The organism is Chelativorans multitrophicus (genome assembly GCF_011317445.1).
Lineage (GTDB): Bacteria > Pseudomonadota > Alphaproteobacteria > Rhizobiales > Rhizobiaceae > Chelativorans > Chelativorans multitrophicus.
Genome location: NZ_JAAAPL010000001.1, coordinates 628,849 through 644,723, shown reverse-complemented (window position 1 = coordinate 644,723; position 15,875 = coordinate 628,849). Strand labels below are relative to the sequence as shown.

Annotated in this window: 13 protein-coding genes; 6 read left to right on the top strand and 7 right to left on the bottom strand. The window is 61.0% G+C overall.

What is annotated here, in order from left to right:
- Positions 1 to 38: 38 nt before the first annotated feature.
- Positions 39 to 2,684 (bottom strand): aminopeptidase N, encoded by a 2,646-nt coding sequence (gene pepN, locus GNP00_RS03255; protein WP_011580246.1) that lies wholly within the window; start codon positions 2,682 to 2,684, stop codon positions 39 to 41.
- Positions 2,685 to 2,817: 133 nt separating this feature from the next.
- Here pepN and GNP00_RS03250 point away from each other — a divergent pair, with 133 nt between their 5' ends.
- Entirely contained in the window at positions 2,818 to 5,130 is a 2,313-nt protein-coding gene (locus tag GNP00_RS03250; protein ID WP_011580247.1) for a xanthine dehydrogenase family protein molybdopterin-binding subunit, read from the top strand.
- 6 nt (positions 5,131 to 5,136) lie between these two features.
- On the opposite strand, the gene GNP00_RS23265 is transcribed toward GNP00_RS03250, so the two are convergent.
- The gene (locus GNP00_RS23265) at positions 5,137 to 5,292 is read right to left on the bottom strand and encodes a hypothetical protein (protein WP_246259213.1); all 156 of its coding nucleotides are present in this window, start codon (positions 5,290 to 5,292) and stop codon (positions 5,137 to 5,139) included.
- Here GNP00_RS23265 and GNP00_RS03245 point away from each other — a divergent pair.
- The gene (locus GNP00_RS03245; RefSeq protein WP_011580248.1) at positions 5,258 to 6,160 is read left to right on the top strand and encodes a DMT family transporter; all 903 of its coding nucleotides are present in this window, start codon (positions 5,258 to 5,260) and stop codon (positions 6,158 to 6,160) included. The genes GNP00_RS23265 and GNP00_RS03245 overlap by 35 nt on opposite strands.
- A 64-nt stretch (positions 6,161 to 6,224) precedes the next feature.
- Here the strand turns inward: GNP00_RS03245 and GNP00_RS03240 are convergent, their stop codons facing one another.
- Together GNP00_RS03240 and GNP00_RS03235 are read right to left on the bottom strand one after the other, a co-directional pair.
- Complete coding sequence (locus GNP00_RS03240; protein ID WP_011580249.1) at positions 6,225 to 7,082, bottom strand: uracil-DNA glycosylase; 858 nt, start codon at positions 7,080 to 7,082, stop codon at positions 6,225 to 6,227.
- A 44-nt stretch (positions 7,083 to 7,126) separates the two neighbouring features.
- The gene (locus GNP00_RS03235) at positions 7,127 to 7,714 is read right to left on the bottom strand and encodes a hypothetical protein (RefSeq protein ID WP_011580250.1); all 588 of its coding nucleotides are present in this window, start codon (positions 7,712 to 7,714) and stop codon (positions 7,127 to 7,129) included.
- 239 nt (positions 7,715 to 7,953) lie between these two features.
- Between GNP00_RS03235 and GNP00_RS03230 the strand changes: the two genes are divergently transcribed.
- The 3 genes from GNP00_RS03230 (at position 7,954) to GNP00_RS03220 (ending at position 12,034) form a co-directional block, all read left to right on the top strand.
- Positions 7,954 to 9,660, top strand: a complete 1,707-nt coding sequence (locus GNP00_RS03230) for an electron transfer flavoprotein-ubiquinone oxidoreductase (RefSeq protein WP_011580251.1) — start codon at positions 7,954 to 7,956, stop codon at positions 9,658 to 9,660.
- 92 nt (positions 9,661 to 9,752) lie between these two features.
- Positions 9,753 to 10,883 carry a GDSL-type esterase/lipase family protein gene (locus GNP00_RS03225; RefSeq protein ID WP_041544536.1) on the top strand — a complete coding sequence of 377 codons (1,131 nt, stop codon included), beginning with the start codon at positions 9,753 to 9,755 and terminating at the stop codon, positions 10,881 to 10,883.
- Positions 10,880 to 12,034 (top strand): acyltransferase family protein, encoded by a 1,155-nt coding sequence (locus GNP00_RS03220; RefSeq protein ID WP_011580253.1) that lies wholly within the window; start codon positions 10,880 to 10,882, stop codon positions 12,032 to 12,034. The genes GNP00_RS03225 and GNP00_RS03220 overlap by 4 nt, the downstream gene beginning before the upstream one ends.
- 23 nt (positions 12,035 to 12,057) lie before the next feature.
- Here the strand turns inward: GNP00_RS03220 and GNP00_RS03215 are convergent, their stop codons facing one another.
- Complete coding sequence (locus tag GNP00_RS03215) at positions 12,058 to 13,065, bottom strand: endonuclease/exonuclease/phosphatase family protein (protein WP_011580254.1); 1,008 nt, start codon at positions 13,063 to 13,065, stop codon at positions 12,058 to 12,060.
- Between the two features lie 176 nt (positions 13,066 to 13,241).
- On the opposite strand from GNP00_RS03215, the gene GNP00_RS03210 reads away from it, so the two are divergent.
- Positions 13,242 to 13,862 carry a class I SAM-dependent methyltransferase gene (locus tag GNP00_RS03210; RefSeq protein ID WP_011580255.1) on the top strand — a complete coding sequence of 207 codons (621 nt, stop codon included), beginning with the start codon at positions 13,242 to 13,244 and terminating at the stop codon, positions 13,860 to 13,862.
- 2 nt (positions 13,863 to 13,864) lie between these two features.
- On the opposite strand, the gene GNP00_RS03205 is transcribed toward GNP00_RS03210, so the two are convergent.
- Together GNP00_RS03205 and GNP00_RS03200 are read right to left on the bottom strand one after the other, a co-directional pair.
- Positions 13,865 to 15,364 (bottom strand): AMP nucleosidase, encoded by a 1,500-nt coding sequence (locus tag GNP00_RS03205; RefSeq protein WP_011580256.1) that lies wholly within the window; start codon positions 15,362 to 15,364, stop codon positions 13,865 to 13,867.
- 47 nt (positions 15,365 to 15,411) lie between these two features.
- Complete coding sequence (locus GNP00_RS03200) at positions 15,412 to 15,594, bottom strand: hypothetical protein (protein ID WP_041544538.1); 183 nt, start codon at positions 15,592 to 15,594, stop codon at positions 15,412 to 15,414.
- Positions 15,595 to 15,875 lie beyond the last annotated feature (281 nt).

Sequence of the window (15,875 nt, the reverse complement as noted above, 5' to 3'; positions counted from 1 at the left end):
TAGGGGGCGGATGCAAAATTGATTCGGGTGCATGCGGATTACGCCAGAGTGCGCTCCACGATGTCGCGCAGGTCCCGCGAGAGATCGGGCTGGCGCGCAATCTCGGAAAGCGCCGCGCGGGCCAGGTTCTGCCGCTTCTTCTCCAGCGAGCGCCATGAGCGGAAGGCGATGGCGAGCCGCGCCGCAACCTGAGGATTGTTTTCCTCCACCTTTAGGATGGTCTCGGCCAGAAAGCGGTAACCCTCCCCGTCCTCCCGGTGGAAGCCGGTCTGGTTGCTGGAGGCAAAGCCTCCCACGAGCGAGCGCACGCGGTTGGGATTGGTGATCGAGAATGCCGGATGCAACATCAGCCTGCGGACGAGGCTGACGGCTTCCGGTCCCGGTATCGTCGCCTGCACGACGAACCATTTGTCCAGCACCAGGGGATTGTCGGCGTAGCGCCGCTCGAAGCTCGAAAGGGCTCTGTTTGCGGCCTCGCTTCCAGCGAACTGATGCGCAAGCACGGTAAGCGCTGCCGCGCGCTCGGTCATGCTGCTTGCATCGTCAAACTGTTTGGCGGCGAGTGCCGGGTCGCCGGAGCTTGCCGAAAGATATTCGAGGAGCACATTGCGGAGCGCTCGCCGCCCGGCGCTCTCTGCGTCTGGACTGAACGCGCCGTCGTTTGGCGTCTCGCCATAGACCGTTGCGAAGGTCGCTTCCGCCTCCCTCGCAATGGCGCTGCGCAGCAGATTTCGGGCCGCGCCGATCGCGTCGGGATCGATATTGCTTCCAATCTCGCGCGCGATATCGGACTCCGCCGGAAGTGTCAGCGCAAGTGCGCGATAGGCAGCTTCCAGATGCTCGTCGGCTGCGATCTCGGCCGGATAGCCGAGCAGCGTTTTGTCGAAGCTGGGGCTTCTGCCGCCGCGGATGCATGCGGAAGCATTCACCAGCGCCTCGGTGAAAAGCGTGTTGAGTGCCTGCCAGCGTGAGAACAGGTCGCTATCGTGCCGGGCAAGAAAGAGCCGGTCTTTCGAGGGCATCTCCAAGGAAAGGGTGATCGGCGCCGAGAAGCCGCGATTGAGGGAAATGACGGGCCGCGCGCTCACCCCCTTGAATTGTACGGTATGCCGCCTCTTGTGCAGGTGGATCACGCCGTTCTCGATCGGTGCGCCCTCTGCAATGTCATAGTCCATGTCCTGTCCGTTCGGTCCCACGAGGCCGAAGGCAAGGGGAATGTGCATCAGGCGCTTTCGAGCCTCCGAGGGCGTGGGCGGGACGGTCTGCTCGATCTCGAGCGTGAACTCCTTCGATCTTTCATTGTAGCTCGTGGATACGGTGACATTCGGCGTGCCCGCCTGATGATACCACAGCGAAAATTGCGAGAGGTCCATGCCTGATGCCTCTTCGAAGCACAGCAGGAAATCCTCGATGGTGACAGCCTGGCCGTCGTGCCGCGCAAAATAAAGATCCATGCCGGCCCGGAACTTGTCAGGTCCCATGATCGTATGGATCATTCGCACGACCTCCGAGCCCTTCTCATAGACGGTCGCCGTGTAGAAGTTGTTGATCTCGCGAAAGCGGCGGGGCCGTACCGGATGGGCAAGCGGGCCCTGATCCTCAGGAAACTGGTGTGCCCTCAGCGTGCGCACCTCGGCGATGCGCTTGACCGCGCGTGAACGCTGGTCGGCGGAGAATTCGTGGTCGCGGTAGACGGTCAGCCCTTCCTTCAAGCAGAGCTGGAACCAGTCGCGGCAAGTGATTCTATTGCCTGTCCAATTATGAAAATATTCGTGGGCGATGATCGCCTCGATATTGGCATAGTCGATATCCGTCGCCGTCTCCGGATCGGCCAGCACATATTTGTCGTTGAAGACATTGAGGCCCTTGTTTTCCATCGCGCCCATGTTGAAATCCGAGACGGCGACGATGTTGAAGACCTCCAGGTCATATTCGCGGCCGAATCGCTCCTCGTCCCAGCGCATGGAGCGTTTCAGCGCGTCCATAGCATAGGTGGCGAGCGGCTCCTTGCCGTGCTCGACAAAAATACCGAGCTTCACATTGCGGCCGGATGAGGTGACGAACGCATCATGGATGCCGCCCAGATCTCCCGCCACGAGCGCAAAGAGATAGGACGGCTTGGGGAACGGGTCGCGCCAGACGGCATAATGCCAGCCATCCTCCAGATCGCCTGCCTCGACCGGGTTGCCGTTGGAGAGAAGCAGCGGCGCTTCGTCCTTCCTTGCCTCGATCCGCACGAGATACGTGGAAAGTATGTCCGGCCGGTCGAGATAATAGGTGATGCGTCGAAAACCTTCCGCCTCGCACTGGGTGCAAAAGACCCCGTTCGAGACATATAGGCCCATGAGGGCCTTGTTTTCCGCCGGCGCGACGCTCGTCACAATTGTGAGCTCGAAGCGTTTCGCCCGCGGCAGGTCTTTTATGGTCAGGCTGTCGGGAGTGGCGTCATAAGCTTCACCGGCAATCGGTTTCCCGTTCACCAGAAGCTCTTCGAGGATAAGTCCGTCGCCGTCGAGCACGAGCGGGATGCTCTTGGCCGATTCGTCGCGCCTTTCCACCACGAGCTTTGCCGTGATCCGGGTTCGCTCGGGGTTCAGGCGGAAGGTAAGTTCCGTTTCAGGGATGAGATAGGCGCTGGGGCGGTAGTCCTCGAGGCGAAACACCTGGCCGGTGTCGGTGCGCATAGTTCACTCCTGAGAGGGCGGAAAAGAATTGGCCCAAGAATTTCGAAGCTGGCTCTTTACACGATGCAGCCCGTCGACAAAACTGCTCAGGCCACTACGTTCAGACTTTCCATTCACTCGCAAGGAATTCGTTATGACGGTTCTCACACCGAAATTCGGCATGGGCGCTTCCGTGCTGCGCAAGGAAGATGAGAGCTTTATAACGGGCAGGGGCCGCTACACCGATGACATCACTCCGCCCGGAACCCTTTGTGGATATGTCCTTCGTTCTTCTATGGCCAAAGCGCGCTTCACGGTTTCGTCCACCGAGGCGGCCCGTGCAGCTCCCGGCGTTCACCTGGTGCTCACCGGAGCCGACACGGCGCATCTGGGCGACCTCATATCCGGCGGCATGCCTAAACAGCCCGATGGCAGCAAAGCCCCGACCCGCGATATCCCGATCCTCTGCCGCGATCGCGTCCAATATGTGGGCGACGCCGTTGCATTCATCGTCGCCGATACCCGTGAGCAGGCGCAGGATGCGGCGGAACTGATAGAGGTCGATTATGAGGACGAGGAGCCGGCGGTCGACACGGCTGCCGCGCTTCAAGACGGCGCCCCGCTCGTTTGGCCCGAACTGGGCACAAACCAGGCATTTCTCTATCATGTCGGCGATAAGAGAAAGACCGATGCGGCCTTCGCCAGCGCCGACCGGGTTGTAAAGATCGCCTTCATCAACAATCGCCTTGTCGCCAATTATATGGAGACACGCTCTGCCATCGCTGAATGGAAGCCGGATGAGAATCGCTTTGTGCTGACCACCGGTTCGCAAGGCGTGCATTCCCTGCAGGAAATTCTCACCCGCGTCTTCGGCATCCCCACATCGCAATTGCGCGTGGTCACGCCCGATGTCGGCGGCGGTTTCGGAACCAAGGCCTTCGCCTACCGCGAATATGCCCTTGTCATGGAGGCGGCAAAGAGGCTCGGCCGGCCGGTCAAGTGGACCAGCGATCGCAACGAGCATTTCCTGACCGACAGCCAGGGCCGCGACAATGCGGTGACCGCCGAAATGGCGCTCGACCAGACAGGCCGTTTTCTTGCCATGCGCGTGGAGCTGCTCGCCAATATGGGAGCGTATATCCATCAGTTCGGGCCTTATATTCCGGTCGGCGGCGCCTCGATGACCACCGGTGTCTATGACATTCAGGCGATCGACGTGACCGTGAGAGGCGTCTACACCAACACGGCTCCGGTAGATGCCTATCGCGGGGCAGGGCGGCCCGAGGCGGCCTTCCTCATCGAAAAGCTGGTGGAGGTATGCGCGCGCCAGATGAAGCTGCCGCGGGAAGAGATCCGCCGGCGCAATTTCATCGGGGTGGAGCAGTTCCCCTACCGCACGCCGACGGGGCGGCGCTACGATCGCTGTGAGTTCGATGGGCACATGACGCTTGCGATGGAGCGCGCGGGATGGGCCACATTCGAGGAGAGATTCGCGGAGGCGAAGAAGCGCGGGCGCATCCGTGGCATCGGCATGTCGACCTATATCGAGGCATGTGCCTTCGCCGGCTCGGAGCCCGCTTACCTCACCCTCAACGGCGACGGCTCGGTGACGCTTGCGATCGGCACGCAATCCAACGGGCAAGGCCATGCGACCGCCTATGCCCAGTTTGTGGCCGAAAAGCTGAACCTAGAAATTGCGAAGATCCACGTCCATCAGGGCGATACGGATGTGCTGAAGACGGGCGGCGGAACGGGCGGTTCGCGCTCGATCCCACTGGGTGGGGTCTCAGCGGCACGGGCGGGTGAAGATCTTGCCGAAAAAATCAAGAGGATCGCGGCGGAGGAAATGGAAGCTTCGCCCGCCGATATCGAGCTGGTCGATGGCATCGCCAGAATCGTCGGCACCGACCGGATGATGGACTTCGCCTCGATCGCCAGGGCCGCGAAAAGCCCGGAAGACCTGAAGGGCTTCGGCAATTTCGAACAGCCCGAGCCAACCTATCCGAATGGAACGCATATCTGTGAGGTCGAGATAGACCCGGCGACGGGAAGGACGGACGTCGTTGCCTATACGATCGTGGATGATTTCGGAGCGACGGCAAATCCGATTCTCCTGGCCGGTCAGGTTCACGGGGGCGTAGCCCAGGGTGTCGGGCAGGCTCTGTCCGAGGAGGTGATCTATTCGGAGGACGGGCAGCTCGTGACAGCCACCTTTATGGATTATTCGATGCCGCGTGCCGATCTGTTGCCCTTCATCCAGTTCGAGACCCGCAATGTGCCGTCCAGCACGAATGCGTTGGGGATGAAGGGTGCGGGCGAGGCAGGCACGGTCGGCTCCACGCCGGCCGCCCTGAACGCCGTTGTCGACGCGCTTTACCGTGCCTACGGCATCTCGCATATCGAGATGCCGGCGACGCCGGCGCGCATCTGGCAGGCGATCGCCAGCGCGAGTGCTGAGCAAGCATAATTTCACTCAGGCCCGGCTGATCGTGTTGGCCGGGCGTTTTGATTCCTCCTTTTTCTGATCCGGTAAAACCATGACCGTCGCTGCGAGCGATTTTGGCACTGAGCATAAACCGCTTGTCGGGATCACCATGAAAATTGCTTCGGTCTCGATTTTTTTAGCCATGTCCGCGCTCATAAAGGCGGCCGGAAATGTTCCTGCTGGGCAGATCGTCTTTTTCCGCTCCTTCTTCGCCATTTTTCCAATCGTGGTTATGCTCGCCTGGCAGCGTGAGCTTGGGACGGCCTTCCACACCAAGCATCCGATGGGCCACGTGTTGAGAGCTATTGTGGGCGTGGCCTCGATGGGTTTTGGCTTTTTCGGATTGACGCGTCTGCCACTGCCCGAGGCGGTCACCCTCAGCTATGCCCAGCCGCTGCTGGTGGTGGTTTTTTCCGCCATCTTCCTCCATGAAACGGTCAGGATCTATCGCTGGAGCGCTGTCCTCATTGGATTTGTCGGGGTGGTGATCATCGCCTGGCCCAATCTTACCCTGTTCGCGGGCGATGGCCCGGGAATGGAAACTGAACAGGCGATTGGGGTCATTGCCACCTTGGTTGGTGCCGCATTCTCCGCGGTTGCCATGCTCCTCGTGCGGCGGCTGGTGCACACGGAAAAGACTTCAACGATTGTGATGTGGTTTTCCGTCACGGCGACGGTGATTTCTCTCGGCACCATCCCCTTTGGGTGGGTCTGGTTGTCTTTCTGGCAGTTCCTGTTCCTTGCCGGTGCGGGCATCTGTGGCGGCATTGCGCAGATCTTTATGACCCAGTGCTACCGCCACGCAGAACTGTCGACCATCGCGCCCTTTGAGTATACCTCGATGGTCCTTGCGATCGTCGTCGGCTATTTCGCCTTCAGCGACATTCCGACCATTTATACGCTGGTCGGCGGCTTGATTGTCGTGGTGGCGGGGCTCCTCATCATCTGGCGCGAGCGGCGGCTGGGCCTCAAGCGTGTGGCGGCACGCAGGTTTGTCCCGCCAAGCCCGTGAGATGCGAATAGACAATAGGGAGCAGCGAATAGGGCGCTTGAAAGCGCAGTCTTTGTTCGAGCCCTTATTCGCTGTTCGCTAATCTCATCTTCACCGCCAGGAAGTCGCGCCAGGCGAGCTTCTTGTGTGCGGGATTTCGCAGCAGATAGGCCGGATGCAAGGTCGGCATCGTGGGTATTTCCAGCCCGCCCGCCGTGCGGTGGACGGACCATGTGCCCCTGAGCCGCATGATCCCCGTTTGCGTTCCAAGAAGGAGCTTCGTCGACGGATTTCCCAGCGTAACCAGCAGCTTTGGCGCAACCAGCTCGATATGCCGTTCTATGAAGGGACGACAGATTTCGGTTTCGAGCGGCGAGGGGTCACGATTGCCGGGCGGCCGCCATGGAATGACATTTGCGATATAGGCCGTCGACCGGTCCCGGCCGATTGCCGCCAGCATACGATTGAGCAACTGGCCCGAGCGTCCGACGAAGGGCAAGCCTTGCAGATCCTCGTCCCGTCCCGGCGCCTCTCCCACCAGCATAAGGTCGGCTTGCGGGTTGCCGTCGGCGAAGACGAGGTTTTTCGCGGTGAGGCGCAGATTGCAGCCCTCGAATCCCGCAAGGATTTCCTTCAACTCATCGAGTGTCCGTGCCTGCCGCGCCACCTCGCGGGCATGCGCGGCCTGTGCCTCGTCCGGAACGGCTGCCGGTTGCGCGGAGATCGGGGCTGGCTTCGGCTGAGTTGCACGGTTTTCCGGCTGCGGTGCCGCGGCATCCGATTGAGCGGGACGGACAGTCTCCGAAAAGGTTTGCGCGCTCGCCTTCGCCTCGGCGAAACGATCCTGCGCTTCCTCCCACAGCGCCTCGTCCGCCCCGGCCTCTGAATAAAAGGCAAGCAGTTCACGTATCCCGGCGAAGTCGAGGGGCGTCGTCGAAGTCATGCCTCTATGTCGCCCGCCGACGCGTACAATGCAAGCACCGCCGATCAGGAGAAGGGGATCCGGGGATCCGCGACCAGATAGAACTGGTATGTCGGCGTGAGGTCGGTGATCAGCATGGAAAATGTGGCCGTTTCCTTGGGATCGACCTTTCCGTCACGGAAGAGCAGACGGTCGTAGGGTTCGAAATCGCGGCTGAAAGAAGTGAAGGCATCTGCTGAAATTGTGCCATCTTCCGCCTGGGCCTGATCGAAAGAGAGACCGTCTCCATAGACGCTGGGTTGGCCGAGATGCATCTGCAGCTCATAGGAAAACTCGACCCATGCGAGCTCGCTCCCATTCACGGTTTCGAGCTGCAGGTAAAGGGCAGTGCCAGGCCGATCGGCGGCCATGGAAGGCGGGCGCGGGCCATCCTGCCGGATGACCAGGATCACCTCGCTGGCCGAATAGAGTTCCTTCGTCAGCACCACTGGGTCGGCCTTGGTTCCGCTGCCGCGGATTTCCAGGATGCGGAACCCGCCAAGCTCGTCGGAGAAGGAAAAGCCCCCGGCAAACCAGCGACCGTCATCCGCCGGTCCCGCGCCCATCACGAAGGCTGCGGAAGCAAAGACGGACAATCGCGCGATGCTTGCCATGCGATTTTTCCACCCAAGCGCCATAAGCGCCCGCGCCAGCAACCTTTATTGTACGGCAGAGCCTCTCCCCATCCTAGCGAATACTTGGCGCGGATTACCGGTTGCCGCGTCTTCTGCCCGAACCTTCCGAAACCGCGGCTCTTGGTCTTATCCTGATCATCCTAAAGTGGTTTCGCTGCCTGTGGCGATACGCTATAGCCGGGCCGGCAGGAAGAAATCGTGGCGCTTTGGAGGACTGGATGAGCGAACGGGAAAGTATGGAGTTCGATGTTGTGATCGTCGGCGCGGGGCCGGCGGGCCTTGCAGCATCGATCAGGCTGAAGCAGCTCAATCCGGAGCTTTCCATCGTAGTGCTCGAGAAAGGCGGGGAGGTCGGCGCGCATATTCTCTCCGGCGCAGTCGTCGATCCCATCGGCATCGACCGGCTTCTGCCAGGCTGGCGGGAAGAGGAGGGGCACCCGTTCAGTACGCCCGTGACCGAGGATCATTTTCTGGTGCTGGGGCCGGCGGGCGCTCTGAGGCTGCCCAATATTTTGATGCCGCCGCTTATGAACAACCACGGCAACTACATCGTCTCGCTCGGCAATGTCTGCAAGTGGCTGGCCGAAAAGGCTGAGGCGCTGGGCGTGGAGATCTATCCCGGCTTCGCCGCCGCCGATCTCCTTTATAACGATGCGAATGCGGTGATCGGCGTCGTCACCGGCGATATGGGCGTGGAGCGCGACGGCACGCACGGCCCTGCCTATCAGCCGGGCATGGCTCTTCTGGGCAAATATGTGCTGATCGGGGAGGGCGCGCGCGGCTCGCTCGCCAAGCAATTGATCGCCCGCTACCAGCTTGCCGACGGGCGCGAGCCGCAGAAATTCGGCATCGGCCTGAAGGAGCTCTGGGAGGTGAAGCCGGAGAACCATAAGCCGGGCCTTGTGCAGCACTCCTTTGGCTGGCCTCTCGACCGGCAGACGGGTGGCGGCTCGTTCCTTTATCATTTCGGCGAAAACCTAGTGGCCGTCGGCTTCGTCGTTCATCTGAATTACAAGAACCCCTATCTGGCGCCTTTCGAGGAGTTCCAGCGTTTTAAGACGCACCCAGCGATCCGGCGCACATTCGAGGGCGGCAAGCGCCTCTCCTATGGCGCGCGGGCTATCACGGAGGGCGGCTGGCAGTCCGTTCCGCGCACCAGTTTCCCCGGCGGGCTCCTCATCGGCTGCTCTGCCGGCCTCGTGAACGTGCCGCGCATCAAGGGCTCGCACAACGCGGTTCTGTCGGGAATGCTGGCCGCCGAGCATGTGGCCGAGGCTATAGGAGCCGGCCGCGCTAACGACGAGCTTTCCTCCTATGAGGAGGCTTGGCGCGGCTCTGAGATCGGCAAGGACCTGAAGCGGGTGCGCAATGTGAAGCCGCTCTGGTCGCGCTTCGGAACGATCCTCGGCATTGGCCTTGGCGGCATGGACATGTGGCTTAATACGCTATTGGGCTTCTCACCCTTCGGCACGCTGCGCCATGGGAAGCCTGATCATGCAACGCTGGAGCCGGCGGAAAAGCATGCGCCGATCGATTATCCAAAGCCCGATGGCGTGCTTACATTCGACCGCCTTTCCTCGGTGTTCCTGTCCAACACGAACCACGAGGAAGACCAGCCGGTGCATCTGCAGGTGAAGGATATGGAACTGCAGCAGGCATCCGAATACGGCGTCTATGCCGGCCCATCGACGCGGTATTGCCCGGCCGGCGTCTATGAATGGGTGGATGCGGAGGGCAATTCGCTCGCCGGTGGCCCGGGTGCGGCGGAGAAGGGAGGGGCTGCGGCCAGGAGCGCGGACGCCCGCTTCGTTATCAACGCGCAAAACTGCGTGCACTGCAAGACCTGCGATATCAAGGACCCGAACCAGAACATCAACTGGGTGCCTCCGCAGGGCGGCGAAGGACCGGTTTACCAGAACATGTAAGGCAAAGGCGCGCGGCCCAGGCCGCGCGCCTTCACGATCTCTGCTGCAGCGCAAAAAAAGTTATTTTGCGCGAGCGAGGGAAACTCACTTTAGTGGTCGCCGCAATCTGGGATGCAGCGACCATGGGAATCTCCAGCGTCAGGAAACTGCCCGTTGCCGGCCGCCTTCGAGCTGTCGTTGCGGCGTTTGCCGCCGCGGCATTCTTCCTTGGCTCTTTTCCTTCCGGCGCTCTCGCCCAGCAAAAGCTGGCCGAGCAGTTTCGCCTTGTCGGCCGGTTCGTCCAGCCCTCGCCCTCGGCCGCGATCTTCGCCTGGCCGGGCAGCGCGATCGAAATCGCATTCACCGGTTCGCGGCTCGACATCTCCTTGCGCGATACCGGGCAGAACAGCATGGTAGTCGAACTCGACGGCAAGCCTTCGCGGCTCGATCTCAGGCAAGGAAAGCACGACTACCGAGTGGTGGACGGTGCTCCGCATGGGCCGCACCTCCTGCGGCTCATCCGACGAACGGAGCCGATGTTCGGGCCTACTGTCTTTATGGGCGCTGAGACTGACGGCTCCTTTGCCAGGCCTCATGAAAAGGAGAAAAGCCTTTTCGTGATTGGCGATTCCATATCCGCCGGATATGGCGTGGAGGGCGAGACGACCTCGTGCAAGTTCAGCGCCGATACCGAAAACCAATACCTGACCTATGCCGCACTGGTCGCGCGCGCTTTCGAGGCGGATGTGATAACCGCCGCCGTTTCCGGCAAGGGACTCGTCCGCAACTATGACGGGGGCGCGAAGAACACCATGCCCGAAATCTATCTGCGCGGGCTGCCCGACAGGCCGGGCGATCTTCCGTTTCCCCGGTCCGATGTGATTATCGTCCATCTCGGCACAAATGATTTCGGCAACGGTGCCCGTCCGCCCGGTTTCGAGGAGCGCTACGCGGCCTTTCTGGAGGAGCTCAGAAAAAAGGCTCCCGACGCGATGATCTATGCAGCAATGGGGCCATTGCTCTTCGGCGAGGATCTTAAAGCAGCAGCGGGGGCGGTGAAGCGGGCGGTGGAGGCGCGTGCGGGCGCCGGCGACGACAAGCTCTCCTTCATCGCGTTCGAGGACCCTGAGGGCAGGGAAGTGCGGGGCTGCGACTGGCATCCGAACGCTGCCGGACAGGAGCATATGGCCGATATCCTGGGTGCGAGGCTGGAGGCGGATCTCGGCTGGGAGCGGAGAGAATGAGATCCATGCGGCGAGGTCCTCAAGACGCTCCCGCAGCGGATGCGGTATTTGTCCCGCCGGAGAAAGCCCGGTTGGCGAGTGAAAACAGGGGTGGCAGGACTAAGCTCTACAATTTGCAGATCCTGCGCTTCGTCGCGGCCTTTGCGGTCGTGCTGTTCCATCTCGGCGCCGGTTACCAGGCCGAATTCGGCATGGCGCGGAACGTCTTCGGCATCGGCGCGGCCGGGGTCGACATTTTCTTCGTCCTCAGCGGCTTCATCATCGCCTACACAGCCGATCCCGACCGGGGACTCCTGTACTTCATCTGGCGCCGCATCGTCCGTATCGTGCCGCTCTATTGGACATTGACCTTTGGCCTGGCCGCGATCGCCCTCATCTTGCCGGGAATGCTCAATTCCACCGTGGTCGACGGCGAAAGCCTTCTGAAATCTCTTTTCTTCATTCCCTATGAAAGGGATGGCGGCGGTGTGAAGCCAATCCTGTTTCTGGGCTGGACGCTCAACTACGAGATGTTCTTCTATGCTCTTTATGCGGTTTGCATCGGGGCGGGTTTCCGCACCGGCCTGGCACCGCTGATCCTTGTTCTCATCATTGTGGCAGTAGGGCAGGTCGCCGGCTTCGAGAATGTGGTTTGGAACTTCTATACCAATCCGATCCTGCTGGAATTCGCTATGGGCATCGCCCTATGCATCCTCTATCGCCAATATGCGGATCTTTTCACCAAGTCCGCACGCTATCTGGTCCTGGCGCTCATCGCGGCGTTCACGGCAAAGCTCGCTTTTCCGGGCGTCACCTCCATCTGGGCGACCGCAATTCCCGCGGCGCTTCTTGTTGCGGCGGCGTTGTCCCTGCCCACGGCCAAAACGCCGCTGGTCGCCTTTCTGGTGCTGCTGGGCGACGCCTCCTATTCGCTCTATCTTTCCCACCCCTATATTCTTCAGCTTTGGGTGAAGGCTTCGCCCCCGGGATTGGGTATCGGGGTGCATTTGGCTATGGGCATGGTCATGTGCGTGGTAGCGGTCGCCGTATCGGTTGCCATGTACCGGCTGATCGAACGCCCTTCGCAAAGGCTCCTTCTCGGCCAAAACCGGCAAGCGATGGCGCCGCCTGCCATTTCCGCCACGGCAACGAACGGCAGCAGGCCAGGCTGAACCGACGCCGCTGCGAATGCTCCTCAGAGCCCTGCCTGGAATACAGGCTCCTGCTGCGGTCCGGGCAGAAGGCTGAACTCCACCAACAGCGGCAGGTGGTCGGAGCCGACGCTTTCCAGCCGTTTCGTTTGGAGCACCGCCACGCGGCCCTTCACGAAGATATTGTCGATGGGCAACCCGGCGGTTCTGCGCAGCCAATCGGGCAAGTTCCGTGCGAGCCAGGTCGGCCCGATATGCCGAAGCCTCGTGAATCCGCCCGCCTTCGCAAGCCGCTCGGCAGTAGCGCTCCAGGGAGCCGCATTCAGGTCGCCGGCAAGGATTGCGCTCGAGCCCAGTTTGGTTTCGAGGGTCTTCGCCACCGGACCGATCTGCTGGGACTGCTCGAACGGCCAGGGCCAGCCCAAATGGAGCGCTACGACATCGACGGCCGCACCGCCGAAATTGATGGTGGCGATGGCCAATGCGTGCCGATTGAGGCATTTCGCGGTGGACGGGTGCAGAAATGGCCGCCGCGAGAGGATCGCTACGCCGCCGACACCCGGCCGGGGGCAGAACTGACGATAGGGATAGGCTTTTTCGATGAAGGACAGCTCCCGCCGCCACATGCCTGACACCTCCTCAAGCGTCACCACATCGGCGTTGCTGCGGCCGATCAGGGAAAGCACCTCCTTGGGCGTGAGGTTGTCAAAGCGCAGGTTGAGCTGCAGCAGGCGATAATATGGCCCTGGCGGAGCGGAAGCCTCGGCCTTGCTGCCGGAAAACCGGTGCAGAAGAGATATATCCAGCACGCTCGTGAAAGCCATTATTGCAAGCGCGAGTGCAAGCGCTCCATAGGCGCGCCATCTTGCAAGAAGGAGCAGGGGAAAGGCGGTGAGGGCTAGGAGAACGGCAAGATGCGCGCGCAGATGCGCAAAGGAGTCGAAGGCAGGGTGAACATATTTTAGTAAACCGAGAACCAGCGGAACCGATAGAAGCAATGCGGCCACCCATATGGCTGCGGCAAAAAGGTTGGATCGGCGATGCTGGGTCATGCTTCGGCGTTATTGGTTTCGGTATGGACGCTGTAGCGGCGCAATTGTGGCATGGGTAAGGGGCGAAATGCATGCGGGCAAGGCAAATCAAAAGCTGGTGTTAAAGATGTATCGCCGGCGAGTTGCCGAATTTCGGTAATAGCAGTAGCTTCCGCCGGCCTTTTTGAGGGTGACCAATGGCACGATGCAATGATGAAAGACCCGGCACACCGGATGTGGTGCCCTTCCTGCGCGCATGGCTTGCGCATCCACTCCGGGTCTCGGCCATCGCCCCTTCGAGTTCCGCTCTTGCGGATCTCATCACCCGCGAGTTAACCCCGTCATCCGCCCCCGTGCTTGAGCTTGGCGCCGGTACGGGCGTTTTCACGCGTGCTCTCCTGAAACGTGGACTGTCGGAGGAGGATCTGACAGTTGTCGAGCTTGGCGCGGACTTCGTGTCCATATTGCGCGAGCGATTCCCCGGCGCGCGAGTTCTTCCTGTGGATGCCTCCCGTCTTCCCCAGGCCAATCTTTATGACGGCAGCCCCGTCGGCGCGGTGGTCAGCGGTCTGCCGCTTCTGTCGATGAGCCCGCGCAAGGTGATGGCGATCGTGGCCGGAGCCTTCTTCTATATGCGGCCGGGCGGGGCGCTTTATCAGTTTACCTACGGCCCTCGCTGCCCTGTGCCGCGGCCGATTCTGGACCGTCTCGGGCTCAAGGCAACCCGCATAGGCCGAACGATGCTGAACGTACCGCCGGCTGCGGTCTATCGCATCACGCGCCGCAGCCCGTTTCACGCGCGGTCCGGCCGGGCGTAGGGTTACTGAAAGGCTGTTTCAGAGAAGCTGCGCAGCTTTCTTGAATGGAGTCTTTCCGGCGGCATTGCCGCCAGCTTTTCCACCGCGCGGATTCCGATCTTCAGATGCTGCGCCACCTGCCGCTTGTAAAAATCCGTCGCCATGCCGGGCAGTTTCAGTTCCCCATGCAGCGGCTTGTCGGAAACGCAGAGCAACGTGCCATAGGGCACGCGGAAGCGGAACCCGTTTGCCGCGATGGTCGCCGATTCCATGTCGAGCGCGATCGCGCGCGATTGCGAGAGGCGCTGCACGGGACCGCGCTGCTCACGCAGCTCCCAGTTGCGATTGTCGATGGTGGCCACCGTGCCGGTGCGCATGATGCGCTTGAGCTCATAGCCCGACAGGCCCGTGATCTCGGCGACCGCCTCCTGCAAGGCCACCTGAACTTCCGCAAGCGCCGGCAGCGGCACCCAGACTGGCAGGTCCTCGTCGAGGACATGGTCTTCGCGCACATAGGCATGCGCCAGAACGTAATCGCCTAGGGCTTGCGTATGGCGCAGACCGGCGCAATGGCCGAGCATGAGCCAGGCATGGGGGCGAAGCACGGAAATATGGTCCGTGATGGTTTTCGCATTTGAAGGCCCGACGCCGATATTCACCATGGTTATGCCGCCGTGGCCCGCCTTTTTGAGATGGTAGGCGGGCATCTGCGGTTGGCGAGAAACGGTCATGTGGGGAGAAGTGCTTTCGCCGGGCATGGTAAGTATGTTTCCAGGCTCGACGAAGCACTCGTAACCCTCACCGCCCCTGGCCATCAGATCGCGCGCAAGGGCGCAGAACTCATCGATGTAGAACTGGTAATTCGTGAAGAGCACAAAGTTCTGAAAATGCTCCGGCGACGTTGCCGTGTAGTGCGAAAGGCGATGCAGCGAATAATCGATGCGCTGGGCGGTAAAGGGTGCAAGCGGCATAGGCTCGCCCGGCCCGGGTTCATAGGTGCCGTTGACGATGTCGTCGTCCAGGGAATTGAGGTCCGGCACGTCGAACAGGTCGCGTAGCGGGCGCTTCAATTCCGCGATAATGGCGCCTTCGACATAAGTATCCTTCAGGAATGCGAAGTGAAGCGGGATCGGCGTTTCCGATTCCGCCACTGTGACTTTGACACCGTGATTGCGCATGAGAAGCCCGAGCTGATCGACAAGATAACTTTCGAAAAGGTCGGGCCGCGTTATCGTCGTCGCATAGGTGCCGGGTGCGGCTACGTGGCCATAGGCGAGCCGCGTATCGATCTGGGCGAAGGTTGCGGTGGAAAGGCTCACCTCCGGATAGAACGCCCGGTATCGGCGGTCGCTTTCCCCTGTCTGTCCGACACGGAAAAAGGCATCACGCAGGAATGCGGTGTTGCGCTCGTAGATTTCCTTCATCGCCTGCACCGCCTGCAGCGCGTCGCTGAAAGATCGCCGCGCGACCGGTTCCGGGCTGGAGATGGTTTCGATGGGGCGGTGATAGATTCTTTTGTCCATACCCCATTATAGGGATTCTGCGCAGCCTTTTCGAGACATTCGCCGCATCAGCGGCTGCGCTGAAGGCTCACCAGCAACACGAACCCGGCGCCCGCGGACTGCTTCTTGTAGACGCTGTTCGCGCCCTCCACCGCATGAAGACCGCCCACCGCCATGAGGGGAAGAAAGATCACGGACAAAGCCATGACCGCTCTTGCCATAAGGGACCGCAGTTCCGAAAGATTCGTCATGATTTTTCCCCACCGCCACGCTTAATTGCCTTCGTCGGGCAGCCATCTCTGCCTTCATCGTGGGCGCATACTGTCTGGAGAGCACTGAACCGATGCTGAGACCGGCGTTCATCTGCCGTTTAACAATGATCGATCCCCCGCTTGGCCACCGAGCCTTCACCAATGGGTGTGAGCGTGGTTAGAAAAGGGTTTCCTTTTCGCATGCCGGCCGTGACGCCAAAAAGCGGGAAAGGCCCGCCATTCCGGCATTTCCATGCTTAACGAAATCTAGCCATTTACTT